23 protein-coding genes and 1 pseudogene are annotated in these 22,143 nt (G+C 71.7%); 17 read left to right on the forward strand and 7 right to left on the reverse strand.

Features of this window, described 5'->3' with window-relative positions:
• Positions 1–53 precede the first annotated feature (53 nt).
• The 5 genes from ACNTMW_RS22230 (at position 54) to ACNTMW_RS22250 (ending at position 3,962) form a co-directional block, all read left to right on the forward strand.
• On the forward strand, positions 54–575 hold the full coding sequence (locus tag ACNTMW_RS22230; RefSeq protein ID WP_426635662.1) for a type III secretion system chaperone family protein: 522 nt from the start codon (positions 54–56) through the stop codon (positions 573–575).
• A 116-nt stretch (positions 576–691) separates the two neighbouring features.
• A complete protein-coding gene (gene lepA, locus ACNTMW_RS22235) occupies positions 692–2,560 on the forward strand; it encodes a translation elongation factor 4 (RefSeq protein ID WP_426635663.1) in 1,869 nt (622 codons plus the stop codon).
• A gap of 53 nt (positions 2,561–2,613) precedes the next feature.
• The gene (locus ACNTMW_RS22240) at positions 2,614–3,057 is read left to right on the forward strand and encodes an NUDIX hydrolase (RefSeq protein ID WP_426635664.1); all 444 of its coding nucleotides are present in this window, start codon (positions 2,614–2,616) and stop codon (positions 3,055–3,057) included.
• A 64-nt stretch (positions 3,058–3,121) separates the two neighbouring features.
• Positions 3,122–3,397, forward strand: a complete 276-nt coding sequence (locus ACNTMW_RS22245; RefSeq protein WP_426635665.1) for a GlsB/YeaQ/YmgE family stress response membrane protein — start codon at positions 3,122–3,124, stop codon at positions 3,395–3,397.
• A gap of 289 nt (positions 3,398–3,686) precedes the next feature.
• Entirely contained in the window at positions 3,687–3,962 is a 276-nt protein-coding gene (locus tag ACNTMW_RS22250; RefSeq protein ID WP_426635666.1) for a GlsB/YeaQ/YmgE family stress response membrane protein, read from the forward strand.
• A 98-nt stretch (positions 3,963–4,060) separates the two neighbouring features.
• On the opposite strand, the gene ACNTMW_RS22255 is transcribed toward ACNTMW_RS22250, so the two are convergent.
• A complete protein-coding gene (locus tag ACNTMW_RS22255; protein ID WP_426635667.1) occupies positions 4,061–4,933 on the reverse strand; it encodes a hypothetical protein in 873 nt (290 codons plus the stop codon).
• 78 nt (positions 4,934–5,011) lie between these two features.
• Entirely contained in the window at positions 5,012–5,788 is a 777-nt protein-coding gene (locus ACNTMW_RS22260; protein ID WP_426635668.1) for an enoyl-CoA hydratase-related protein, read from the reverse strand.
• An 18-nt stretch (positions 5,789–5,806) separates the two neighbouring features.
• Between ACNTMW_RS22260 and hemW the strand changes: the two genes are divergently transcribed.
• Positions 5,807–7,015, forward strand: coding sequence for a radical SAM family heme chaperone HemW (gene hemW / locus ACNTMW_RS22265; protein WP_426635669.1), 1,209 nt, complete (start codon positions 5,807–5,809; stop codon positions 7,013–7,015).
• A 118-nt stretch (positions 7,016–7,133) separates the two neighbouring features.
• On the opposite strand, the gene ACNTMW_RS22270 is transcribed toward hemW, so the two are convergent.
• Complete coding sequence (locus ACNTMW_RS22270) at positions 7,134–7,718, reverse strand: DUF4870 domain-containing protein (RefSeq protein ID WP_426635670.1); 585 nt, start codon at positions 7,716–7,718, stop codon at positions 7,134–7,136.
• Positions 7,719–8,003: 285 nt separating this feature from the next.
• Here ACNTMW_RS22270 and hrcA point away from each other — a divergent pair, with 285 nt between their 5' ends.
• The 4 genes from hrcA to ACNTMW_RS22290 all read left to right on the forward strand — a co-directional run bounded on the left by hrcA (position 8,004) and on the right by ACNTMW_RS22290 (position 12,092).
• Positions 8,004–9,017, forward strand: a complete 1,014-nt coding sequence (hrcA, locus tag ACNTMW_RS22275; RefSeq protein WP_426635671.1) for a heat-inducible transcriptional repressor HrcA — start codon at positions 8,004–8,006, stop codon at positions 9,015–9,017.
• Between the two features lie 73 nt (positions 9,018–9,090).
• On the forward strand, positions 9,091–10,221 hold the full coding sequence (gene dnaJ, locus ACNTMW_RS22280) for a molecular chaperone DnaJ (RefSeq protein WP_426635672.1): 1,131 nt from the start codon (positions 9,091–9,093) through the stop codon (positions 10,219–10,221).
• 115 nt (positions 10,222–10,336) lie between these two features.
• The gene (locus ACNTMW_RS22285; protein WP_426635673.1) at positions 10,337–11,047 is read left to right on the forward strand and encodes a 16S rRNA (uracil(1498)-N(3))-methyltransferase; all 711 of its coding nucleotides are present in this window, start codon (positions 10,337–10,339) and stop codon (positions 11,045–11,047) included.
• A gap of 64 nt (positions 11,048–11,111) precedes the next feature.
• Entirely contained in the window at positions 11,112–12,092 is a 981-nt protein-coding gene (locus ACNTMW_RS22290; protein WP_426635725.1) for an aldo/keto reductase, read from the forward strand.
• 68 nt (positions 12,093–12,160) lie between these two features.
• Here ACNTMW_RS22290 and ACNTMW_RS22295 read toward each other — a convergent pair whose 3' ends face one another.
• Complete coding sequence (locus ACNTMW_RS22295; RefSeq protein ID WP_426635674.1) at positions 12,161–12,916, reverse strand: SDR family NAD(P)-dependent oxidoreductase; 756 nt, start codon at positions 12,914–12,916, stop codon at positions 12,161–12,163.
• Between the two features lie 236 nt (positions 12,917–13,152).
• Between ACNTMW_RS22295 and ACNTMW_RS22300 the strand changes: the two genes are divergently transcribed.
• From ACNTMW_RS22300 to ACNTMW_RS22330, 7 genes and pseudogenes are all read left to right on the forward strand, one after another.
• Positions 13,153–14,223, forward strand: a complete 1,071-nt coding sequence (locus tag ACNTMW_RS22300; RefSeq protein WP_426635675.1) for a PhoH family protein — start codon at positions 13,153–13,155, stop codon at positions 14,221–14,223.
• Between the two features lie 15 nt (positions 14,224–14,238).
• Positions 14,239–14,703, forward strand: coding sequence for an rRNA maturation RNase YbeY (ybeY, locus tag ACNTMW_RS22305; RefSeq protein ID WP_426635676.1), 465 nt, complete (start codon positions 14,239–14,241; stop codon positions 14,701–14,703).
• Positions 14,703–16,022, forward strand: a complete 1,320-nt coding sequence (locus ACNTMW_RS22310) for a hemolysin family protein (RefSeq protein WP_426635677.1) — start codon at positions 14,703–14,705, stop codon at positions 16,020–16,022. Before ybeY ends, ACNTMW_RS22310 begins: the two co-directional genes overlap by 1 nt.
• The gene (locus ACNTMW_RS22315; protein WP_426635678.1) at positions 16,015–16,356 is read left to right on the forward strand and encodes a cytidine deaminase; all 342 of its coding nucleotides are present in this window, start codon (positions 16,015–16,017) and stop codon (positions 16,354–16,356) included. The genes ACNTMW_RS22310 and ACNTMW_RS22315 overlap by 8 nt, the downstream gene beginning before the upstream one ends.
• A gap of 214 nt (positions 16,357–16,570) precedes the next feature.
• On the forward strand, positions 16,571–17,470 hold the full coding sequence (era, locus tag ACNTMW_RS22320; protein ID WP_426635679.1) for a GTPase Era: 900 nt from the start codon (positions 16,571–16,573) through the stop codon (positions 17,468–17,470).
• A gap of 48 nt (positions 17,471–17,518) precedes the next feature.
• Positions 17,519–18,334, forward strand: coding sequence for a DNA repair protein RecO (recO, locus tag ACNTMW_RS22325; RefSeq protein ID WP_426635681.1), 816 nt, complete (start codon positions 17,519–17,521; stop codon positions 18,332–18,334).
• Positions 18,334–19,119, forward strand: a pseudogene (locus ACNTMW_RS22330) (isoprenyl transferase); the annotation flags it as partial. The gene recO and the pseudogene ACNTMW_RS22330, both read left to right, overlap by 1 nt.
• A 114-nt stretch (positions 19,120–19,233) precedes the next feature.
• Here the strand turns inward: ACNTMW_RS22330 and ACNTMW_RS22335 are convergent.
• The 3 genes from ACNTMW_RS22335 to ACNTMW_RS22345 all read right to left on the reverse strand — a co-directional run bounded on the left by ACNTMW_RS22335 (position 19,234) and on the right by ACNTMW_RS22345 (position 21,965).
• Complete coding sequence (locus tag ACNTMW_RS22335; protein WP_426635682.1) at positions 19,234–19,800, reverse strand: hypothetical protein; 567 nt, start codon at positions 19,798–19,800, stop codon at positions 19,234–19,236.
• Positions 19,800–21,500 carry a PHP domain-containing protein gene (locus ACNTMW_RS22340; protein ID WP_426635683.1) on the reverse strand — a complete coding sequence of 567 codons (1,701 nt, stop codon included), beginning with the start codon at positions 21,498–21,500 and terminating at the stop codon, positions 19,800–19,802. The genes ACNTMW_RS22335 and ACNTMW_RS22340 overlap by 1 nt, the downstream gene beginning before the upstream one ends.
• 204 nt (positions 21,501–21,704) lie before the next feature.
• Entirely contained in the window at positions 21,705–21,965 is a 261-nt protein-coding gene (locus ACNTMW_RS22345) for a hypothetical protein (protein ID WP_426635684.1), read from the reverse strand.
• Positions 21,966–22,143: the final 178 nt, after the last annotated feature.

Consider the following 22,143-nt stretch of genomic DNA (forward strand, 5'->3'; position numbering starts at 1 on the left):
GTGATGGATCCATAGGGGAGCGAGGCGCACGGGGAGCAGGGAGCACGGAATCGATGCCGTGGTGGCAGAAGCGTGCTGGACAGACCGACACGCGGACAGATGATTCGGCCGACGTCGGGACCGCGGGCAACACGGCCACGGCCGACCGGCCCGCAACCGTGACGACGGTGACGTTGGCGCGCGTTGCCGAGGCGCTCGACAAGCTGGATATCCGTTACCTCACCGACGGTAGCGGTACGCTCATCGCCCTCTGGGAGCGGCACGCGGTGCTGTTCGCGCTGGAGGGTCCGGACGACGAGATCCTGGTCATCCGGGCGCGGCCGCACATGACCGTCCCGCCGGACTGGGCGGACCGGTCCTACCGGGTAGTCAACGAGTGGAACCACAGCCGGCGCTTCTGCAAGGCGTACGTCGGCGACCCCACCGACCGCGGCCAACTGCCGATCTACGCGGAGATGCAGGTTCCGCTCGGCTCCGGAGCGCACGACGCCCTGCTCGTCGAGCTGGTCGACTGCGCCGCGGCGGTCGCGCTCGGCTTCGTGGACTGGCTGCACGACGAGGGCGCGCTTCTCTGACCGGCCGGTGAGCACCGGCCACCGTCGGCGGCGTGGGACGATGGGGTACGGCCGACGTCCTCGCCCGAGGTGTCGGCCTACGATGCAAGCGCCCGACTACCCATGAACGGACGACCGTGCCACCGACCGGTGCCCTCCTGCCCGGGGCGACACCCCCGGACAGCATCCGCAACTTCTGCATCATCGCCCACATCGACCACGGCAAGTCGACCCTTGCCGACCGGATGTTGCAGCTCACCGAGGTGGTCGATGCCCGGCAGATGCGCGCGCAGTACCTCGACCGCATGGACATCGAGCGGGAGCGCGGCATCACGATCAAGAGCCAGGCCGTGCGGATGCCGTGGCAGGTGCGCGAGGGTGAGCAGGCTGGCGAGACGGTCGTCCTGAACATGATCGACACGCCGGGGCACGTCGACTTCACGTACGAGGTGTCGCGGTCCCTGGCGGCCTGTGAGGGCGCCGTTCTGCTGGTCGACGCCGCCCAGGGCATCGAGGCGCAGACGCTGGCGAACCTGTACCTGGCGCTCGAGAACGACCTGCAGGTCATCCCGGTGCTCAACAAGATCGACCTGCCCGCGGCGCAGCCGGAGAAGTACGCCGAGGAGCTGGCGCACCTGATCGGCTGCGAGCCGAGCGACGTGCTGCGGGTCTCCGGCAAGACCGGTGAGGGCGTGGCCCACCTGCTCGACGAGATCGTCCGCAAGATCCCCGCGCCGAAGGGCGACGCGGACGCTCCGGCCCGCGCCATGATCTTCGACTCGGTCTACGACGTGTACCGCGGCGTCATCACCTACATCCGGGTGGTCGACGGGCGGATCGAGGCCCGGGACCGGATCCGGATGATGTCCACCGGCGCCGTCCACGAGCTGCTCGAGCTCGGCGTCATCTCGCCGGAGCCGGTCAAGGCCGCGGCGCTGGGCGTCGGCGAGGTGGGCTACCTCATCACCGGTGTGAAGGACGTCCGGCAGTCCCGGGTGGGTGACACGGTCACGATCAACGCCCGGCCGGCCGGCGAGCCGCTCGGCGGGTACTCCGACCCCAAGCCGATGGTCTACTCCGGGCTGTACCCGATCGACGGTTCGGACTACCCGCTGCTGCGCGACGCCCTCGACAAGCTCAAGCTCAACGACGCCGCGCTGGTGTACGAGCCGGAGACCTCCGCCGCCCTGGGCTTCGGGTTCCGCTGCGGCTTCCTCGGCCTGCTGCACCTGGAGATCATCCGGGAGCGGCTGGAGCGCGAGTTCAACCTCGACCTGATCTCCACCGCGCCCAACGTGATCTACCGGGTGACGATGGAGGACGGCACCGGGCACGTCGTCACCAACCCCAGCGAGTACCCGGCTGGAAAGATCGGCAATGTGTACGAGCCGGTGGTGCGCGCCACGGTGCTGACGCCCAACGACTACGTCGGCGCGGTCATGGAGCTGTGCCAGGGCCGGCGTGGCCAGCTGCAGGGGATGGACTACCTGTCGGCCGACCGGGTCGAGCTGCGCTACACGCTGCCCCTCGCTGAGATCATTTTCGACTTCTTCGACCAGCTCAAGAGCCGCACCAAGGGGTACGCCAGCCTCGACTACGAGCCCAGTGGCGAGCAGGAGTCCGACCTGGTCAAGGTGGACATCCTGCTGCACGGCGAGGCGGTCGACGCGTTCAGCGCGATCGTGCACAAGGACAAGGCGTACAACTACGGCGTGACGATCGCCTCGAAGCTGCGCGCGTTGATCCCGCGCCAGCAGTTCGAGGTGCCGATCCAGGCGGCGATCGGCAGCCGGGTCATCGCCCGCGAGACGATCCGGGCGATCCGCAAGGACGTGCTGTCCAAGTGCTACGGCGGTGACATCACCCGTAAGCGCAAGCTGCTGGAGAAGCAGAAGGAAGGCAAGAAGCGGATGAAGATGGTCGGCCGGGTCGAGGTGCCGCAGGAGGCGTTCATCGCCGCGCTGTCGACCTCCGACGCCCCCGCCGACAAGGGCGCCAAGAAATAGCCGCCCGGTTCTGCCCGCGCTGCGGCGGCCCGCTGTCCGGGCCGCCGCCGCTCGTGTGCGGCTCCTGCGGGTACGAGCTGTACCTCAACCCCCGACCGTCGGGCGGGGTCGTCGTGGTTGACGGCGACCGGTTTCTGGCTCTGCGCCGCGCCCGGGAGCCGAAGGCCGGGCAGTGGGAGCTGCCCAGCGGCTTCTGTGACGGCTGGGAGCACCCGGTCGACGCGGCCGTCCGGGAGGCGCGCGAGGAGCTGGGGGTTGACGTCGAGCTGGGGCCGTTCCTGGGCATGTACCTGGATCGGTACGACTACCAGGACGAGGCACTGCCGGTGCTGGACTGCTTCTGGCTGGCCCGGCTCGCCGGCGGGCCGGTGACCGTCGACCCGCGGGAGGCCAGCGAGTTCGCCTGGTTACCGCTGGGCGAACCCCCGCCGTTGGCCTTCTCGTCCATGGACCGGGCGGTACGGGCGGCATCGATTTCCGGTTCCCCCGGAGTTTGATCCTTCGGCTGTCGGGGCATTACTCCGGAAACAGCTGGACATGCCCTCGGCCAAGGAGGGAACCGTGGCCATCACCGGCATTATCACCGCAATCATCGTCGGTCTGATCATCGGCGCGCTGGGCCGTCTCGTGGTGCCCGGCCGCCAGAACATCCCGATCTGGCTGACCATGGTCATCGGTATCGTCGCCGCACTCATCGGTACCGCGATCGCGGGGGCGATCGGCGTCGCCAACACCCGCGGTGTGGACTGGATCGAGCTGCTCATCCAGGTGGTTCTCGCCGCCGTGGGTGTCGCGTTGGCGGCCAGTATCAGCGCACGCCGCCACACCACCGTGTAGTGCCCACCATCGATCCCTCGTCAGCCGGCTGATCTCTCGTCGGTCACTGACGCCCGCCGGCCGGCGCTCTTTCTCCGGTGCGGTCCGGCGTTTCCGTCAGGGGCGGTCCCGTGTTTCCGTGGGCCTCGTCGCTTCCGTGGGTCTCGTCGTTTCGCCGGCCTCGCCGTTTCCCCTCGCCACATACGGCCGCGTCAATTTTGTGTGCGGCGGGAGTTTGGTTCTCTTCGCCGGGGGGCAATAGATCGGCGACAGAGAAACCCGAACCCCCCGGCTGTCAAGGAGAGATACCGTGACTATCACCGGCATTATCACCGCGCTCATCGTTGGTCTGATCATCGGCGCGCTCGGTCGTCTCGTGGTGCCCGGCCGCCAGAACATCCCGGTCTGGCTGACCATGGTCATCGGTGTGGTCGCCGCGCTCATCGGTACCGCGATCGCGCGGGCCCTCGGCGTCGCCAACACCAACGGTGTGGACTGGATCGAACTGCTCATCCAGGTGGTCCTGGCCGCCGTCGGGGTCGCCCTGACGGTGAGCATCACCGGCCGCCGCCACACCACCATCTGACGCCGTCCGTACGGCACGGTGCAGCCCCCCGGACCGGACCGGGGGGCTGCACCATGTCTGGAGGATCGCGGTCGGAGCGGATCGCTAGCCGGGCCCGCTCACGCCTCCTGGTAGACCTCGGCGAGCACCCGGCCGCTGTCGCCGGGGCTGGCGGTGATCTTCGACCAGGAGCCGCCCTTCGCGGTCCACTCCCGATCGGCGAAGCGCACCCGCTTGATCCCGCGGTCGGAGGCGTAGGCGACGAGCCAGTGGGCGTACTGCCAGCCGGCTCGTACGTCGGTGACCCGGACGGTCAGGCCGGGCAGGTCACCGGCCGTGACGGCGGAGGTCCGGGGCCCCCAGTCGGCCCGCAGTTCGGCCGCGAGCTCATCGGCGGCGGCCGGCCCACGCTTGGCCGGCTCGCCCGACACCGTGCAGGAGACGGCGCCCACGGCCTCCCCGGTCAGCGCCTTCGCCAGCGACTCGGACTTGCCGGCCCACTTCTCGTACGCCTCCGGGTGGGCGCTGCGCTGTACGGCCTGGGCGGCGTCGGTGACCCGCATGGTCTGCCAGCCGTCCACGCGGAGCAGGCCGTCGTAGAACTTGCCCGCGGCGTACCGCGGGTCACTGATCTGTTCCGGGGTGCCCCAGCCCTGGCTGGGGCGCTGCTGGAACAGGCCGATCGAATCGCGGTCACCGCCGCTGAGGTTGTGCAGCTTGGACTCCTGCCAGACCGTGGCCAGCGCGACGGTGACCGCGCGTGGCGGTACCCGACGGCTCAGGCCCACCGCGGCCACGGTCGCCGCGTTGGCCATCTGGTCCGCGTCGAGGGTGATCTCGCCGGTACCGTCGTCGACGACGCACGGCCGCGCCGTCGGCAGGTGCAGGGCCAGTTGTCGGCCGAACCGGTCGACGACCACCAGAGCGCCCACCGTGATGGCAACGGCGATCACGAGCACAGCCGCCAGGACGGTCCGAATACGCAAGGTCACCCCCACCGATCGATACGCCCAGCCTACGGGGCGATGCAAAATACCCCATTTGTGACCAGTGAACCAGGAGACACGCCCTCAGTCGCGCGGTACCCAGTTCGCGTCGCGTTTCTCCCGGAATGCCTGGATTCCCTCCAGCCCCTCCGCCGACCCGAAGTAGCGGACCGACAGCGCGGTGAGCGCGTCGAGATCGGCGCGGATGTCGTGGCCGCGGCGCAGCAGCCGCTTGGTGCCGTCGAGGGCGCCGGGCGCCCCGCGCACGAGCGCGTCGGTGTAGCGCGCCACCGCCCCGTCGAGCGCGGCGGCCGGTACCGCGGCGGTGACCAGGCCGATCTCCGCCGCCCGGGTGCCGTCGAAGGTCTCCCCGGTCAGGTACAGCTCGGCGGCGGCGCGCGGGGCCAGCCGGGGCAGCACGGTGGCTGAGATCACGGCGGGGATCACGCCGATGCGTACCTCCGAGAACGCGAACGTCGCCTCGGCGGCGCAGACCGCGACGTCGGCGGCCGCGATCAGCCCCAGGCCCCCCGCGCGCGCCGGGCCGGCGACCCGCGCCACCACCGGTTTGCCGCTCTCCCAGATCGCGGCGAGCACCTCGCCGAGGCGGCCGATCGGAGGGCTGCCGTTGCCGCCCGCGGCCAGCGCGGCCCCCGTCTCCTTCAGGTCGGCCCCGGAGCAGAAGACCGGGCCGGTGTGGCTGAGGACGACCACGCGCGTCCCGCTGTCCTCCTCGGCGGCCCGCAGCGCGGCCAGGAGCTGCTCGATCAGCGCCGAGGAGAGCGCGTTGCGGTTGGGGGGACTGTCGAGCGTGAGGGTGGTGACCCCACGGGCGGTCTCGGACCGGACGAGCTCAGGCATGCGGGCACACTAGACGGCATGCCCGGAGCACTTCCAGACGGCGAGCCGGTTCCCGTCGACGGTTCCCTGCCGCCGTCCGCGCGTAACGCCGACCGCCGCGCCGGTTTCGGCGTGTACGTCCACGTCCCGTTCTGCGCCAGCCGCTGCGGCTACTGCGACTTCAACACGTACGCCCCCGGCGAGGGCGTCGTACGCGACGGCTATCTCGACGCGGTCCTCGCCGAGCTGGCGCTCGCCGAACGGGTGCTCGGTGAGCCACGCACCGTCGACACCGTGTTCGTCGGCGGTGGTACGCCCACCCTGCTGGACGCGGGTGACCTCGGCCGGGTGCTGGAGGCGATCGACAAGACCTGGGGGCTGGCCGCCGGGGCGGAGGTCACCACCGAGGCCAACCCCGAGTCGGTGGACCCGGCGAAGCTGCGGGCCCTGCGCGCCGCCGGGTACAACCGGATCTCGCTGGGCATGCAGTCGGCGGCCCCGCACGTCCTCTCGGTGCTCGACCGCCGGCACACCCCGGGCCGCGCGGTGGTGGCGGCGGCCGAGGCGCGGGAGGCCGGGTTCGACCACGTCAACCTGGACCTGATCTACGGCACACCGGGGGAGACCGCCGAGGACTTCGCAGCCTCGCTCGCCGCGGTCGTGTCGGCCGGTGCCGACCACGTCAGCGCGTACGCCCTGATCGTTGAGGAGGGCACCCGGCTGGCTGCCCGGATGCGCCGGGGCGAGCTGCCGTACCCGGACGACGACGTGGCCGCCGACCGGTACCTCGCCGCCGAGGCCGCGCTGACCGCCGCGGGTCTGCGCTGGTACGAGGTCTCCAACTGGGCGCGCGACGAGGCCGCCCGGTGCCGGCACAACCTGCTGTACTGGACCGGCGGGGACTGGTGGGGGCTCGGGCCGGGCGCGCACAGCCACGTCGGCGGGGTGCGGTGGTGGAACGTCAAGCATCCGGCGGCGTACGCTGCGCGGCTGGCGGCGGGGGAGTCCCCGGCGCAGGCTCGGGAGCTGCTGACGCCCGGCGAGCGCCACACCGAGGACGTGATGCTGCGGCTGCGGCTGTCGTCGGGGCTGCCGCTGGACACGCTCGACGATGCCGGGCGGGCGGCGGCGCACCGGGCCGCCGGCGCCGGACTGCTGGACGCGGCGGTGTTCGGCGCAGGCGGGGCGGTGCTCACCCTGCGCGGGCGGCTGCTGGCCGACGCGGTGGTCCGCGACCTGTTGCCGTGACGCGCGCCCGTGGTCGGCAGCACGCGCCCATGGTCGGCGGCGCGTGCCCATGATCGTCACAACGTCCGGCACGTTGTGACGATCATGGGACGTCGAGCCGGCCTGGCTCCCTGCCCGGCTACTTTATGAAGCCGGCCGACATCGGGTAGCGGTAGAGCTCGCCCTCGTTGGCCTTGACCCCGGCGATGACGCCGAAGATGACCCCGATCGCCATCACGGCCAGGGTGGGCAGGAACAACAGGAAGCACCCGATGATCCAGGCGACGAAGCCGAGGATCGACCACAGGATCTGGAAGTTCAGCGCCGCCACGGCGTGCGCCCGTACCGCGGGGGACTGCTGCCCCTTCGCCAGGTAGGCGATCAGCGGGGCGACGAAGCCCAGGAGGCCGCCGCTGACGAACATGCCGGCCGCGCCGCCGAAGTGCGCCACCAGCGCCCAGGTTTTGTCGTCGTTGCTGGCGTACCCCGGCGGGGGGACGCCCGGGCCGGGCTGGTAGCCACCGGCCGGAGGGGGCGCGTACCCGCCGGGCGGCGGGGGCGGGTACCCGCCGGGCGGCGGCGGGGGCGCGTACCCGCCTGACGGTGGCGGCGGGTATGAGGGAGCGGTCGCCTCGCCCGGGGTGGAGGCCGACGGTGGTTGCGGGGCGGTGGGGTCCGGCGGGATGCCGGTGCCCTCGCCCGGAGGGCGGGGTGGTTCTGTCATGTGCGCCACCGTAGAACCATCGATCAATTCGCGGTAGCGACCTGGTGCGACATGTTCGAGACAACCAGACCTGTTTCGGCGTCCGGTCGGTCAGGGGAAGACACCCCGGGAGAGCCGGCCGGTGGGCCGGCACCCCAGCGGGCGAAGAAAGTACGTTATTCATGCGCGAAACGGACAAAAGAAGCATCGCATCGGTCTGGCCTGCGGCGCTAGACTGGCACTCACTTATCTGGAGTGCCAGCCGGCCCGTCGGGGACGGCGACGAGCCCGACGGGAGGTGCGGCCATGGCCCTCGACGATCGTAAGTTGGAAGTGCTGCGCGCCATCGTCGAGGACTACGTCGCGACCCAGGAGCCGGTCGGCAGCAAGGCGCTCGTCAAGCGGCACAACCTGAGGGTCTCGCCCGCGACCGTGCGCAACGACATGGCCGTGCTCGAGGAGGAGGGGTACATCCGGCAGCCGCACACGAGCGCCGGCCGGGTGCCCACCGACCGCGGGTACCGGCTGTTCGTCGACCGGCTCAGCCGGGTCAAGCCGCTGTCTCCGGCGGAGCGCCGCGCGATCGAACGGTTCCTGCTCGGCGCGGTCGACCTCGACGACGTCGTGCACCGCACCGTGCGGCTGTTGGCCCAGCTCACCCGCCAGGTCGCGATCGTGCAGTACCCGAGCCTGTCGCGGTCGAAGGTGCGCCACCTCGAACTGGTCCCGCTGTCCACCACCCGACTGATGCTGGTGATGATCGCCGATACCGGTCGCGTCGATCAGCGCCTCGTGGAGCTGCCCGGCACGCTGCCCGCCGACGACGTGGCCCACCTGCGCCGCCTGATCAACGAAAAGCTGGCCGGCAGCGCGCTCACCGAGACCCCGCCGCTGGTCGAGGCGCTGCTGGACGAGGTGTCGCCGGCGCTGCGGCCGGCGATGACCGCCCTGTCCACCGTGCTGCTGGAGACGCTCGTGGAGCGCAAGGAGGAGCGCATCGCGCTCGCCGGCACCGCCAACCTGGCGCGCGGCCTGCTGGACTTCCAGGGCGCCCTGCGGCCGATCCTCGAGGCGCTCGAGGAAGAAGTGGTGCTCCTCAAGCTGTTCGGTGAGGTGGAGCCGAGCGGGACGCGCGTGCTGATCGGCGACGAGAACGAGATCGAGGACCTGCGGACCACCTCGGTGGTCAGCACCGGGTACGGACCGGGCACCATTGTCGTGGGCGGCATGGGTGTGCTCGGGCCGACCCGCATGGACTACCCCGGGACCATCGCCACCGTACGTGCCGTGGCACGCTACGTCGGCGATCTGCTCGCATAGAGCTGACACTGCAGTGACACACAGCTGATACGGCTGACCAACAGGCGCATAGAGCGAGGGCAGAAGGACGCACGTGGCCAACAAGGACTACTACGGGATCCTGGGGGTACGTCGGGACGCCTCCGCGGACGAGATAAAGCGGGCCTACCGGAAGCTGGCCCGCGAGTATCACCCTGACGTCAACCCGGACCCGGTGGCGCAGGAGAAGTTCAAGGAGATCAACGCCGCGTACGAGGTCCTGTCCGACCCGGCGAAGCGCGAGATGGTCGACCTCGGCGGCGACCCGCTCGCCCCCGGTGGTGGCGGACCCGGCCCCGGCGCGGGCGGGCCGTTCGTGGGCTTCCAGGACATCATGGACGCCTTCTTCGGTACCTCCGCGGCCCGCGGCCCGCGACCCCGGGTGCGGCCCGGCGCCGACGCGATCCTCCGGCTCGAACTCGACCTCAACGAGACCGCGTTCGGCGTGGAGACGCCGATCACCGTCGACACCGCCGTGCTCTGCACCACCTGCTCCGGCGCGGGTACGGCGGCCGGCACCCACCCTGCCACCTGTGACGTCTGCGGCGGCCGGGGCGAGGTGCAGTCGGTGCAGCGCACGTTCCTCGGGCAGGTCGTCTCGGCCCGCCCCTGCGCCGCCTGCCAGGGGTACGGCACGGTCATTCCGCACCCGTGCCAGACCTGCGGCGGCGACGGTCGGGTACGCACCCGGCGCACGCTGACGGTCAAGATCCCGGCCGGGGTCGAGGACGGCATGCGCATCCGGCTGGCCCAGCAGGGCGAGGTCGGCCCCGGTGGCGGCCCGCCCGGCGACCTGTACGTGGAGATCCACGAGCGCACGCACGACGTGTACTCGCGCAAGGGCGACGACCTGCACTGCCGGGTCACCGTGCCGATGACGGCCGCCGCCCTCGGCACCCGGCTGACCATCAAGACGCTCGACGGCGAGGAGAACGTCGACGTCCGGGCCGGCACCCAGCCCGGCGCGACGATGCGCATCCGGGGCAAGGGCGTGCCGCACCTGCGCGGCACCGGCCGGGGGGACCTGTTCGTGCACCTCGACGTGCGTACCCCGACCAAGCTCGACCCGGAGCAGGAGCGGCTGCTGCGCGAGTTCGCCCGCTCCCGGGGCGAGGAGGTCGCCGAACTGTCCAAGCAGGGTGGCTTCTTCTCGCGGATGCGGGACGCGTTCAACGGCCACGCGTGACCTTGTTGACAGCCTTGATCATCACAACGTCCGGGAAGCCGTGGTCGCCCACCACTCGGGGGACCACGGTTTCCCGGACGTTGCGTCGATCACGCGCCGATGAGTTGCGTCGATCATGAGTTTGCCGCTGTTTCTCGTCGACGCCCTGCCCGACGGCGACGAGTTCCACCTCGACGGGCCGGAGGGGCACCACGCCGCCACCGTCCAGCGCCTGCGCGTGGGCGAGCACCTGCTGCTCGGCGACGGCCAGGGCGGTACGGCCACCGGCGTGGTCACCGCCGTCGGCCGGGGCACCCTGGACGTGGCGGTCACCGGCCGTACCCGGGTCGCGGCGCCGACCCCGCGACTCGTCGTCGTCCAGGGCATCGCCAAGGGCGACCGGGGCGAACTGGCGGTCCAGGCGATGACCGAGGTCGGCGTGGACGAGATCGTTCCGTGGGCCGCGGCCCGGTCGGTCGCGCGGTGGAAGGACGACCGGCCGCTCCAGCGCTGGCGGGCCACCGCGCGGGAAGCGGCCAAGCAGGCGCGCCGGCCGTGGCTTCCGGTGGTGGCGGACGCCACGACCACCGCGAACCTGACCCGGCGGCCGGGGCCGCTGCTGGTACTCCACGAGGAGGCGGCGGCGCCGCTGTCACGGGTCGACCTGCCCGCCGCCGACGACATCACGCTCGTCGTCGGCCCGGAAGGCGGCATCGCTCCCGAGGAACTGGCCGCGCTGGAGGGTGCCGGGGCGCTACCGGTCCGGCTCGGCCCGGAGGTCCTGCGTACCTCGACCGCCGGGGTGGCGGCGCTGTCCGCCCTGTCGGTGCGCCTCGGCCGCTGGTGAGGGCGTAACCGACGGAGCACTTGCCCTGGAGTGCGCTCCAGGTTGCAGGCTCGTACCCATGACGATGGATCTGAAGCGGGTTCTGGGGCGCAGCGGCATCGAGGTGAGCGCCCTCGGAGTCGGGACGTGGGCCATGGGCGGCGAGATGGTCGCCGGCGGGCAGCCGCTCGGCTGGGGCCCGGCCGACGACGAGGAGTCGGCCAGAGCGCTCCGGCGTGCCGTCGACCTCGGCGTCACCCTGTTCGACACGGCCGACGCGTACGGTGCCGGCCACGCGGAGGAGCTGCTGGGCCGGGTGCTGGCACCGGTCCGCGACGAGGTCGTGATCGCCACCAAGTGGGGCAACCGGTACGACGAGCGCACGCGTCAGCTCCTCGGCGAGACCGGGGCACCCGAGTACCTGCGCTGGGCGGTACGCGAGTCGCTGCGGCGGCTGGACACCGACCGGATCGACGTGTACCAGCTGCACGTCAACGGGCTGCCACTCGACGAGGCGGCCGACCTGGTACCGGTCTGCGAGGAGCTGGTCGACCGGGGCCTGATCCGCACGTACGGTTGGAGCACCGACAATCCGGCCGGGGTGGACGTCTTCGCCGCCGGGGCGCACTGCTCGGTGGTACAGCACGCGCTGAACCTGTTCCTCGACGCGCCGGAGATCCTGGAGCGCTGCGAGCGCTACGACCTCGCCAGCCTCAACCGCAGTCCGCTCGCCATGGGCCTGCTCAGCGAGAAGGTGACCGCGCACACCACGTTCCCGCCCGACACGGTGCGGGGGCGGGCGCCGGAGTGGCTCACGTGGTTCCGGGACGGCCGGGCGGCGCCGGAGTTCCTGCGCCGCCGCGACGCGGTACGCGAGATCCTCACCAGCGGTGGCCGCACCCTCGCCCAGGGCGCGCTGGCCTGGAACTGGGCCCGCAGCCCGCGGGCGATCCCGCTGCCCGGCTGCCGCACGGTCGCCCAGGTGGAGGAGAACGCCGGCGCGTTGAGCCACGGGCCGCTGACCCCCGATCAGGTGACGGAGATCGAGGCGCTGCTGGGGCACTAGGTCGTCCCGGATCCTCAGACGCTCGTACGGACCGCCGCCGGCACGAGTGTCTGAGGATCGCGGAGCGGCTACGTGCGGAGGTACGACGCGCCGTTCAGGTCGAGGATCGCGCCGCTGGCCCACTCGGCCTCCGGCGAGGCGAGGTAGCGCACGGCCGCCGCGATCTCGTCGGGCCGGGCGACCCGGTGGAACGGGCTCTGGGCCCGGATCTCGTCGCCGCGCGGCGACTTGAGGTGCTCGTTGGTCATGTCGGTCTCGACGAAGCCCGGTGCGACCGCCGACACGGCGATGCCGTACGGGGCGAGGGCCTGCGCCAGCGACTGGGTCAGGGCGTTCAGTCCGGCCTTGCTCGCCCCGTACCCGGGCTGCTCCGGCTCGCCCCGGAAGGCGCCCCGCGACGACACGTTGACGATGCGGCCGCCGGGGCGCAGGTGGCGTACCGCGCACCAGGCGACGTTGGCCGGGCCGACCAGGTTGACCGCGAGCGTCTCCCGCCAGGCCGCCTGCCAGTCGTCGTACGAGGTTTCCATGATCGGGTGGCGGGGGAAGACCGCCGCGTTGTTGACCACGACGTCGAGGCCGCCCAGGGCGTCGGCCGCCGCGTCGACGAAGCGCCGTACGGCCTGCGGGTCGGCCACGTCGCCGGAGACCACGACGTGGTGAGCACCGGGCAGCTCGGCGCGCAGCGCCTCGGCGAGGTCGGCCGAGGCGCGGTGGTGGATCGCGACCCGGTCGCCGGCCGCGGCGAAGGCCCGGACCACCGCCCGGCCGATGCCACGGGAACCGCCGGTCACCAGCACCGATCTCATCGCCGACTCGCTCATCGCCGCCTCCTGGAAGGGTGGTACGCCCGAAGATTATCCGGGTACCACCCGGCTGTGATCACGAGTCGGGCCGGTCCCGGACGGTGACCGGGCGCGGACCGGGAAATACGGGCGAGACCTGGCGGGGCAGGCCCGATACCATTGAGTACCCAGATAGGTTTGATTGAGGGTGCCGGCGGGCGACGAGCGCGCCGCAGAATGTGAAAGCAGGTGTCGTGAGGCCCGCGGGCCGACCCATGACCCAGATTCCATCCCCCGCGGTGAGTGGCGCGCACGCCGAGCCCCTGCGGGCGCAGACGAAGATCACGGTCGAGGATCCGCACACCATGGTCCGGCTGCTCGGCGCCCGTGACGAGCTGCTCCGCCAGGTCGAACGCGCGGTGGCCAGCGATGTCCACGTCCGGGGAAACGAAATCACCATCACGGGTGCCCCTGCCGATAACGCGCTCGCCGAGCGCATCTTCGCGGAGCTGCTCGAACTGATCGAGAAAGGCGAGACACTGACCGCTGACGCTGTGCGGCGGACCGTGGGCATGCTCGAGGAGGGCACCACCGAACGGCCCGCCGACGTCCTCACGCTCAACATCCTGTCCCGGCGCGGCCGGACGATCCGCCCGAAGACCCTGGGTCAGAAGCGCTACGTCGACGCGATCGACCAGCACACCATCGTCTTCGGCATCGGCCCGGCCGGTACCGGCAAGACCTACCTGGCGATGGCGAAGGCCGTCCAGGCGCTCCAGGCCAAGCAGGTCAACCGGATCATCCTCACCCGCCCGGCCGTGGAGGCCGGCGAGCGGCTCGGCTTCCTGCCCGGCACGCTGTACGAGAAGATCGACCCGTACCTGCGGCCGCTCTACGACGCGCTGCACGACATGCTGGACCCGGAGTCGATCCCGCGGCTGATGCAGGCGGGCACGATCGAGGTGGCGCCGCTGGCGTACATGCGGGGCCGCACGCTCAACGACGCGTTCATCATCCTCGACGAGGCGCAGAACACCACGCCGGAGCAGATGAAGATGTTCCTGACCCGGCTCGGCTTCGGCTCCCGGATCGTGGTCACCGGCGACGTCACCCAGGTCGACCTGCCCGGCGGCACCACCAGCGGCCTGCGGGTCGTCCGCGAGATCCTGGAGGGGCTCGAGGACGTGCACTTCGCCCAACTGGGCAGCTCGGACGTGGTGCGGCACCGGCTGGTCAGCGACATCGTCGACGCGTACGCGCGGTACGACGCCGCCCAGCAGTCCGACGGTAACGTCCACGCCGTGCCCAACCGCGCCGCCCAGGGCCGTTCCGGCCGCCGGCGCTGAACCGCAGAAGGTCGCATGTCCATCGAGATAGCCAATGAGTCCGGTGTCGAGGTCGACTCCGACGCCATCCTCGCCGTGGCGCGCCACGCGCTCGACGAGATGGGCGTCAACCCGCTCGCCGAGCTCTCCATCCTGCTGGTCGACGTCGAGTACATGACCGATCTCAACCATCGGTGGATGGACGGCGAGGGCCCGACCGACGTCCTCGCGTTCCCGATGGACGAGGGCAGCATCGACCACGGCCCCGGCGAGTCGGGGAGTGAGCCGGCGCTGCTCGGCGACATCGTGCTCTGCCCGGAGGTGGCCGCCACGCAGGCCGTCCAGGCCGGCCACAGCACCTTCGACGAGCTGGCTCTGCTCACCGTGCACGGAACGCTGCACCTGCTCGGGTACGACCACGCCGAACCCGAGGAGGAGCGCGAGATGTTCGGGCTGCAGGCCCGTCTGCTCGAAAGCTGGCGTGCCGCCGGGAAACAGTGATGGATCCCGTCACGCTCCTCGTCACCGCGGTGGGGCTGGTGGTGCTGGCCGGTCTGTTCGCGATGACCGACGCGGCACTGGGGACGGTGTCCCCGGCGCGGGCGGGCGAGATGGCCCGCGAGGGCGTCCGGGGTGCCCGCACGCTCCAGGTGGTCGCCTCGGACGCACCGCGCCACATCAACCTGCTCCTGCTGCTGCGGCTGGTCTGCGAGCTGACCGCCACCACGATCGTCGCGCTGGTGACCGCCCACGCGTTCGGGCCGGGCTGGCGGGCGGCCCTGATCACCGCCGGCTCCATGACGATCGTCAGCTACGTGGTGGTCGGGGTGGGGCCACGCACGATCGGCCGGCAGCACGCGTACCGGGTGGGCCGGTTCGTGGCGCCGCTGGTGCGCTGGCTGGGCCGGGCGCTCGGCCCGCTCGCCTCGCTGCTGATCATGATCGGCAACGCGGTCACGCCCGGGCGCGGGTACCGGGAGGGTCCCTTCGCCACCACGGTCGAGCTGCGTGAGCTGGTCGACCTCGCCGAGCAGCGCGGCGTGGTCGAGCACGGCGAACGGGACATGATCCACTCGGTGTTCGAGCTGGGGCACACGATCGTGCGTGAGGTCATGGTCCCGCGTACCGAGATGGTCTGGATCGAGTCGCACAAGACCCTGCGGCAGGCCCTGGCGCTGGCCATGCGCGGCGGCTTCTCCCGCATGCCGGTGATCGGAGAGAACGTCGACGACGTCCTCGGCATCGTCTACCTCAAGGACCTGGTCCGGCGCACCTCCAGCGGCGACCCGGCCGCCGCCGAGACGCCGGTCGCGCAGGTGATGCGCGACGCCGCGTACGTGCCGGAGTCCAAGCCGGTCGACGACCTGCTGCGGGAGATGCAGGCCGCGCGCAACCACATCGCCGTCGTCGTGGACGAGTACGGCGGCACGGCGGGTCTGGTCACGATCGAGGACATCCTGGAGGAGATCGTCGGTGAGATCACCGACGAGTACGACGTGGCGGAGCGGCCGCCGGTCGAGCGGCTGCCCGACGGCGCGATCCGGGTCACCGCCCGACTGCCGATCGAGGATCTGGGCGAGCTGTTCGAGACCGAGCTGCCGGCCGACGAGGTGGAGACCGTGGCGGGCCTGCTCGCGCAGGCACTGGGCCGGGTGCCGATCCCGGGCGCGGCCGCCGACGTGGCGGGGCTGCGGCTGGTCGCGGAGGGCACCACCGGCCGCCGGAACCGGATCGATACCGTTCTGGTACGCCGCATCGAGGAGACCGACCTCGCGGCGGTACCCGACCGACACGAGGAGAGGCAGCCAGCCGATGCCTGAACCGCTCAATCCGGAAGACGCCAAGCTGGTGACGCTCGCCCGGGCGTCGCGGGCGCGTACCGGTGCCGTCGAGGGCGCCGCGGTGCGCGACGGCGACGGGCGCACGTACGCCGCCGCCACCGTCGCCCTGCCCTCGCTGACCCTGACGGCGTTGCAACTGGCGGTCGCGAGCGCGGTGTCGGCCGGCGCGGCCAAGCTGGAGGCGGCGGCCGTGGTCACCGAGGCGTCGACGCTCGACGGCGCCGGCCTGGCCGCGGTGCGCGACCTGGCGGCCGACGCGCCGGTCTACCTCGCCGGCCCGGACGGGACCGTGCTGGGCGCCGTCACGGACTGACGGCGCCCGCTCCGCGCTGACCGGACCCGGGCAGCCTCCCCGGGCAGCCTCCCCGGGCGGCCGCGGTCGGGTTCTCTGGCCGCGGCCGGGCTCTCCGGCGCCGGTGGGCACCCGCGCGGACCCGCGCCGGGTGCTGGCAGGTGGCCGCCCGCAGCGACGTCCCGCGTGGACCGTAGCCTCGTATACGCGACGGTTGCGAGTGAAAGGCGCGAGAGTGAGCGAGTACCGGACGGACAGCGGGTACCGGGCGGGCTTCGCCTGTTTCGTGGGGCGGCCGAACGCCGGCAAGTCCACGTTGACCAACGCATTGGTCGGCCAGAAGATCGCGATCACCTCGAACCGGCCGCAGACCACGCGGCACGTCATCCGGGGTGTGGTGCACCGCCCGGACTCCCAGCTCGTCCTGGTCGACACGCCGGGGTTGCACCGGCCGCGCACGCTGCTCGGCGAGCGCCTCAACGACCTCGTCCGGGAGACCTGGAGCGAGGTCGACGTGATCGGCCTGTGCCTGCCGGCCGACGAGGAGATCGGGCGCGGCGACCGGTTCATCGCGGGGGAGATCGCCTCGCTCAAGGCGGACGTGATCGCCGTCGTCACCAAGATCGACCTGGTCGACCGCGGCAAGCTGGCGAAACGGCTGGCGCAGGTGGGGGAGCTGGGCGAATTCGCCGAGATCGTACCGGTCAGCGCGGTCTCCGGTGAGCAGGTCGACACCCTCACCGACGTGATGGCGCGGTACCTGCCGGAGTCACCGCAGCTCTACCCCGACCACATGATCACCGACGAGCCCGAGCACGTGCTGATGGCGGAGATGATCCGCGAGGCGGCGCTGGAGGGCGTCCGGGAGGAACTGCCGCACTCGATCGCGGTACTCGTCGAGGAGGTGATCCCGGAAGACCGGGTCACCAAGGTGTACGCCGACATCTACGTGGAGCGCCCGAGCCAGAAGGCCATCGTGATCGGCGCGGGCGGCAGTCGGCTCAAGGCCGTCGGCAGCCGGGCCCGCCGGGAGATCGAGGAACTGCTGGGCACCCGGGTGTACCTGGACCTGCACGTCCGGGTGGCCAAGGACTGGCAGCGCGACCCGAAACAGCTCCGTAAGCTGGGCTTCTGAGCCGGACAAGATCGCTGGGTTTCCCGGTCGGTAGGGCAGAATAGGCCGGTGACCGGCTTCCGAGGCAAGCTCACCCGCGACGACGCGGTGGTGCTGCGCGTACAGAAGCTGGGAGAGTCCGACCGGATCGTCACCCTGCTGACCCGCCGGTACGGCCGGATCCGCGCGGTGGCGAAGGGGGTACGGCGTACCACGTCGCGCTTCGGCGCCCGGCTGGAGCCGTTCGGGCACGTCGACGTGCAGTGGATCGAGGGACGTAACCTGCACGTGGTCAGCCAGGTCGAAGGCGTCGACCTGTACGGCAAGCGGTTCCTCGGCGACTATCCCCGCTACACGGCGGCGAGCGCGATCACCGAGACCGCCGAACGGCTCACCCCGGTCGAGCACGACCCGTCGCTGCGGCTGTTCCTGCTCACCATCGGCGCGCTGCGGGCGCTGGCGGCCGGCGAGCACACGGTGTCGCTGGTGCTCGACGCGTACCTGCTGCGCGCCGCCGCGATCGCCGGCTGGGCACCGGCGCTGCGCGAGTGCGCGGTCTGCGGCACCAAGGGCGCGCACCGGGCATTCTCCGTACCGGCGGGGGGCTGTGTCTGCCCGGACTGCCGCCCGCCCGGCGCGGCCCGCCCGGCGCCGGCGACGCTGGCCCTGATGGCGGCCCTCGCCGAGGGCGACTGGGCGGTCGCCGACGCCAGCGAGGCGGGGCCGCGCAATGAGGCCAGCGGCCTGATCGCCGCGCATCTGCAGTGGCACCTGGAGCGCGGACTACGCTCGCTGCCGCTGGTCGACCGGACCGTGGACCGGGCCGTCGACCGCACCGACCGGGCCGACCGGACCGTTGACCGTATTGGAAAGGACCGCGCGTGATCCGCCGCCCCACCTACCGTCCCCCCACGCCGCACGCGTCCGGGGCGCGCCCGCCGGCGCTGCCGGCCGAGGCCGTACCGCAGCACGTGGCGATCATCATGGACGGCAACGGGCGCTGGGCGAAACAGCGCGGGCTGCCCCGTACCGCCGGCCACACCGCGGGCGAGGCGGCGATGTTCGACGTGGTGCAGGGCGCGCTGGAACTGGGCATCCGGCACGTGAGCATCTACGCGTTCTCCACCGAGAACTGGAAGCGCTCGCCGGACGAGGTGCGCTTCCTCATGGGCTTCAAGCGGGAGACGTTGCGCAACCGCCGGGACGCGTTCAACGAGATGGGCGTACGGGTCCGCTGGGCGGGCCGGCGGCCGCGGCTGTGGCGCAGCGTCATCGCCGAGTTGGAGGAGGCCGAGCGGCTCACCCGGCACAACGACAAGCTGACGCTGACGATGTGCGTCAACTACGGCGGCCGGGCCGAGATCGCCGACGCGGCCGCGAAGCTGGCCGCCGACGTGGCGGCCGGCCGGATCAAGCCGGACAAGATCACTGAGAAGACGTTCGCGCGGTACCTGGACGAGCCGGACATGCCCGACGTGGACCTGCTGCTGCGCTCCTCGGGCGAGCAGCGCATCTCCAACTTCCTGATCTGGCAGTCGGCGTACGCCGAGTTCGTCTCGCTGGACACCCTGTGGCCCGACTTCGACCGGCGCCACCTGTGGTACGCCTGCGAGCTGTACGCGCAGCGCGACCGCCGATTCGGCGGCGCGATCCCGAACCCGGTGGCACCCGAGGCGGCCACGATCGACGCAACGGCCGGCACGTTGTGGTCTCAGGTATCCCCGGAGACCACAACGTCCGGGACGTTGTGACGTTTCTGGGCCGGTGATGACAGGCGGGCGCGGTCAGCGGTCGGCGCAGCAGGGCGTCGGGTTGCGCAGCTCGAACGGCGCCAGGGTGCCTTCCGGCGCCGGCCGGGTCACCAGCGTCAACCGTCCGTCCCGCCACACCGGACGGACATAGTCCAGCGTGTGCAGGACCGTTTCCGGCGCGGCCTCGACGCCGCCGAGCATGACGACGCGTTCGATGGCGCTGCGCCCGATCACCTCGCCGACGGGAAGGCTGCCGGTGAGCAGCTCGACCCCGGGGTAATGGACGGCCCGGCCGCCGGTACGGGCGGTGTGCTCGGCAGCCGCCCGCCGCGCCCCGGCGGTGCCCACCGCGTCCGGCGGCCACGGATCCTGCGCGCCGGACGTGCCGAGCGGGGCGCCCGACCCGGGGACGGGGGCGGCGAACGACACCGCCACGTGCGGGTGCGGTTCGTACACGAGGTGGGTGCACGCGATGAGCCCGGCCGGGTGGCCGAGCCGGTGCACGAGTTCGTGCAGCCAGTGCTCGGCCGCCTCGACGGAGTCGTGGCCCAGGTCGAGGCCGGCGACGCGGACCGCGTCGCCGGCGACGGTGAGCTCCATCAGTGCGTGAGCACCCAGAGCGGGTTGGTGTAGAACCACAGGTCCTTCCACGGGTCGGCGTCGCCGAGCACGTCGGCGGCCGGGCCGGCCGGGTCGACCGAGGCGCCCATCAGGCCGACCGCACTCCGGTTGCCGTCGGTACCGCGCAGCCGGAAGTACTTCGGTCCGTCCACCTTCGGCAGCCGGAACACGAACTCGCGCCCGTTGTCGTTCGCGGTCACCTCGAAGGACTTCACCACGCGGGTACGCTGCGTGGTGAACGTGTCCCGGTCGGCGACCGGGCCGGTGACCTCGCCCATGATGACGTCGATGCGACGCAGCTGCGGGACGAACTGCGCCCAGTTCGCCTCCTGCGGCAGCCAGATCCGGATCCGCAGCTCCACGTCCGAGCCGCGCTTGGCCTGCAGCATGCTGCCCAGTGTGCCCGGCCCCCCGCCGGCGCGCAGCGACACCTCGAGGCCGTCGAGGAGGCGGCCGTGGTCGACCCAGATCCTCCCGGCCCGGATGCCGTCCATCACCGCCGCGTACGAGCGGTTGACCGCGCCGACGTGGGTACGGCTGTAGTAGCCCGGCCAGAAGTCGCCGTTGCCGAGGTTGACCGCGCCCGAGTGCACCGGGTCGTTGTAGTAGCCGTTGGCGTTGAAGTCGCTGCCCGGACCGCGGGTGGCGGTGTCGCCGTAGACCGAGTGCGAATCCGAGTTCGCGGTGATCCACCAGGCCTTGCCCTCGGCGAGCAGGCTGTCCCACAGGCCGCCGACGGTGGCGGTCATCCAGTCGAAGCCGCCCCAGGTCACGTAGCTTTCCAGCGGGTACCCGGGGAACGAGTCCGGGCCCGGCTTGTTGTCGTAGTAGCCGCGTCCCGAGCCCGGGCCGAGCGGCGCCTTGATGCCGGCCGCCTGGTGGCCGGGCGCGCCCTCCATGCCGACGGCGATGCGCGGCTGGGCGTCGCGCCACCCCCGGATCTCGTGCGGCGAGTCGATGCCCTTGCGGGCCGGGTGGTTGGCCAGGAACAGCGCGTCCTGTACCCGCTTGCGCTTGACGGCGTCGGCGAGGAAGTTGACGCCGGCGATGGCGAGGGCCTCGTTGGCCGGGGTGGAACCGGACGCCTTCTTCACCGTCCCGTCGAAGGAGTTCTCGAACTCCTTGAGCACCGCGACCTCGTCCTTACCGGGGTGCACGAAGACGGTGCCGTGCTCGGCGGCCGGGATGTTCCACTCCAGACCCTGGAAGACGAGCATGTCCTTATGCGCGTCGCGGGCGCGGCGGATGTCGGGGTTGACCTTCTCCACGCCGATCTTGGCGTGCTGGTCGCTGCCGTGGTCGGTGATGACCATCCAGTCCAGACCGTTCGCGCTCGCCTGCCGTACATGGTCCGAGACGCGGTACTGCGCGTCCGAGCTGTACTGGGTGTGGATGTGGTGGTCTCCGGCGAGCCACAGGTAACCGCCGCGGCTGTCACCGCGCTCGCCGGCGTTACCCTGCGCGTGCGCGGCCCGCGCTCCGCCGAGCGCGCCGGCCACGCTCCCGCCGAACGCGCCGGCCGCCGCCGCACCGGCACCCAGGACACCGGCCCGGCGCAGGAAGCCGCGCCGCGACACCTCGGCGGGGGACAGGTCGCTGTCGGGGATGGACATATCGAGTACCGGGGGAACCTCACCCGGTACGTCGTGGTCGTGGGGGTGCGGGTGGCTGTGTCCCATCGCTGTTGCTCCGTTCGGCCGTAGCGCGTGATCACGCGCGACTCACGCCGGAATCTGGCGGAGGTCGGCGAACGGAAGGTGGCAACGGCGCGGGTGCGGTGTGAACAGCCGACGACGTATGCGCACGCATGCATCGGACGGGTGGGGCGGGCCCGATCGGGCTACCCGGAACGGGGTACACGGTACCGCCGCGACCGGGTCGGCTCAGCGCCCGTTGTCCGGGTCGAGGGCGTCGAGGATGAGGCGGTTGCGACGGGCCTGGCTGAGCTGGTAGTCGACCTGCTCGTGCAGCCACCGGGCGAACTCGTCGTAGATGTTGTCGACGTTCAGCCCCCGCTCGACGGACTCGCGGTACTCGTGGCGGGTCAGCGTGATCTGGATGTCGGACAGCGCCTCGACGATCTCGCAGTAGGCGCGGTGCGTGGGGGACTCGTAGTGAGGCGGCGGCGTGTCCAGGCGGTTCATCGGCGTGCTCGCGCTCCTCGCAGGGATCGGGCCGGCCAGCGTGCCGGGGTCCGGGTGTCTTCGTCGGAACACCGGTGGTATCGACGGCGAAGCGGCGGCCTTGAGCGGCCCGGACCCCGCCTCACCCGATGAGGTGACGCGGGCCGACCCGCGCCCGACGGGGACACGTCGCATCCGA

Origin of the sequence: Planosporangium spinosum (genome assembly GCF_049999945.1) — a bacterium.
Taxonomy (GTDB): Bacteria; Actinomycetota; Actinomycetes; order Mycobacteriales; family Micromonosporaceae; genus Planosporangium; species Planosporangium spinosum.

Bases quoted from the DNA above. Each gene is read 5' to 3' on its own strand.
- ACNTMW_RS22230 (WP_426635662.1), top strand. From the start codon at position 54: ATGCCGTGGTGGCAGAAGCGTGCTGGACAGACCGACACGCGGACAGAT.
- ACNTMW_RS22260 (WP_426635668.1), bottom strand. From the start codon at position 5,788: ATGCCTGAGCTCGTCCGGTCCGAGACCGCCCGTGGGGTCACCACCCTC.
- hemW (WP_426635669.1), top strand. From the start codon at position 5,807: ATGCCCGGAGCACTTCCAGACGGCGAGCCGGTTCCCGTCGACGGTTCC.
- ACNTMW_RS22270 (WP_426635670.1), bottom strand. From the start codon at position 7,718: ATGACAGAACCACCCCGCCCTCCGGGCGAGGGCACCGGCATCCCGCCG.
- hrcA (WP_426635671.1), top strand. From the start codon at position 8,004: ATGGCCCTCGACGATCGTAAGTTGGAAGTGCTGCGCGCCATCGTCGAG.
- ACNTMW_RS22285 (WP_426635673.1), top strand. From the start codon at position 10,337: ATGAGTTTGCCGCTGTTTCTCGTCGACGCCCTGCCCGACGGCGACGAG.
- ACNTMW_RS22290 (WP_426635725.1), top strand. From the start codon at position 11,112: ATGGATCTGAAGCGGGTTCTGGGGCGCAGCGGCATCGAGGTGAGCGCC.
- ACNTMW_RS22295 (WP_426635674.1), bottom strand. From the start codon at position 12,916: ATGAGCGAGTCGGCGATGAGATCGGTGCTGGTGACCGGCGGTTCCCGT.
- ACNTMW_RS22300 (WP_426635675.1), top strand. From the start codon at position 13,153: ATGACCCAGATTCCATCCCCCGCGGTGAGTGGCGCGCACGCCGAGCCC.
- ybeY (WP_426635676.1), top strand. From the start codon at position 14,239: ATGTCCATCGAGATAGCCAATGAGTCCGGTGTCGAGGTCGACTCCGAC.
- ACNTMW_RS22310 (WP_426635677.1), top strand. From the start codon at position 14,703: ATGGATCCCGTCACGCTCCTCGTCACCGCGGTGGGGCTGGTGGTGCTG.
- ACNTMW_RS22315 (WP_426635678.1), top strand. From the start codon at position 16,015: ATGCCTGAACCGCTCAATCCGGAAGACGCCAAGCTGGTGACGCTCGCC.
- ACNTMW_RS22335 (WP_426635682.1), bottom strand. From the start codon at position 19,800: ATGGAGCTCACCGTCGCCGGCGACGCGGTCCGCGTCGCCGGCCTCGAC.
- ACNTMW_RS22340 (WP_426635683.1), bottom strand. From the start codon at position 21,500: ATGGGACACAGCCACCCGCACCCCCACGACCACGACGTACCGGGTGAG.
- ACNTMW_RS22345 (WP_426635684.1), bottom strand. From the start codon at position 21,965: ATGAACCGCCTGGACACGCCGCCGCCTCACTACGAGTCCCCCACGCAC.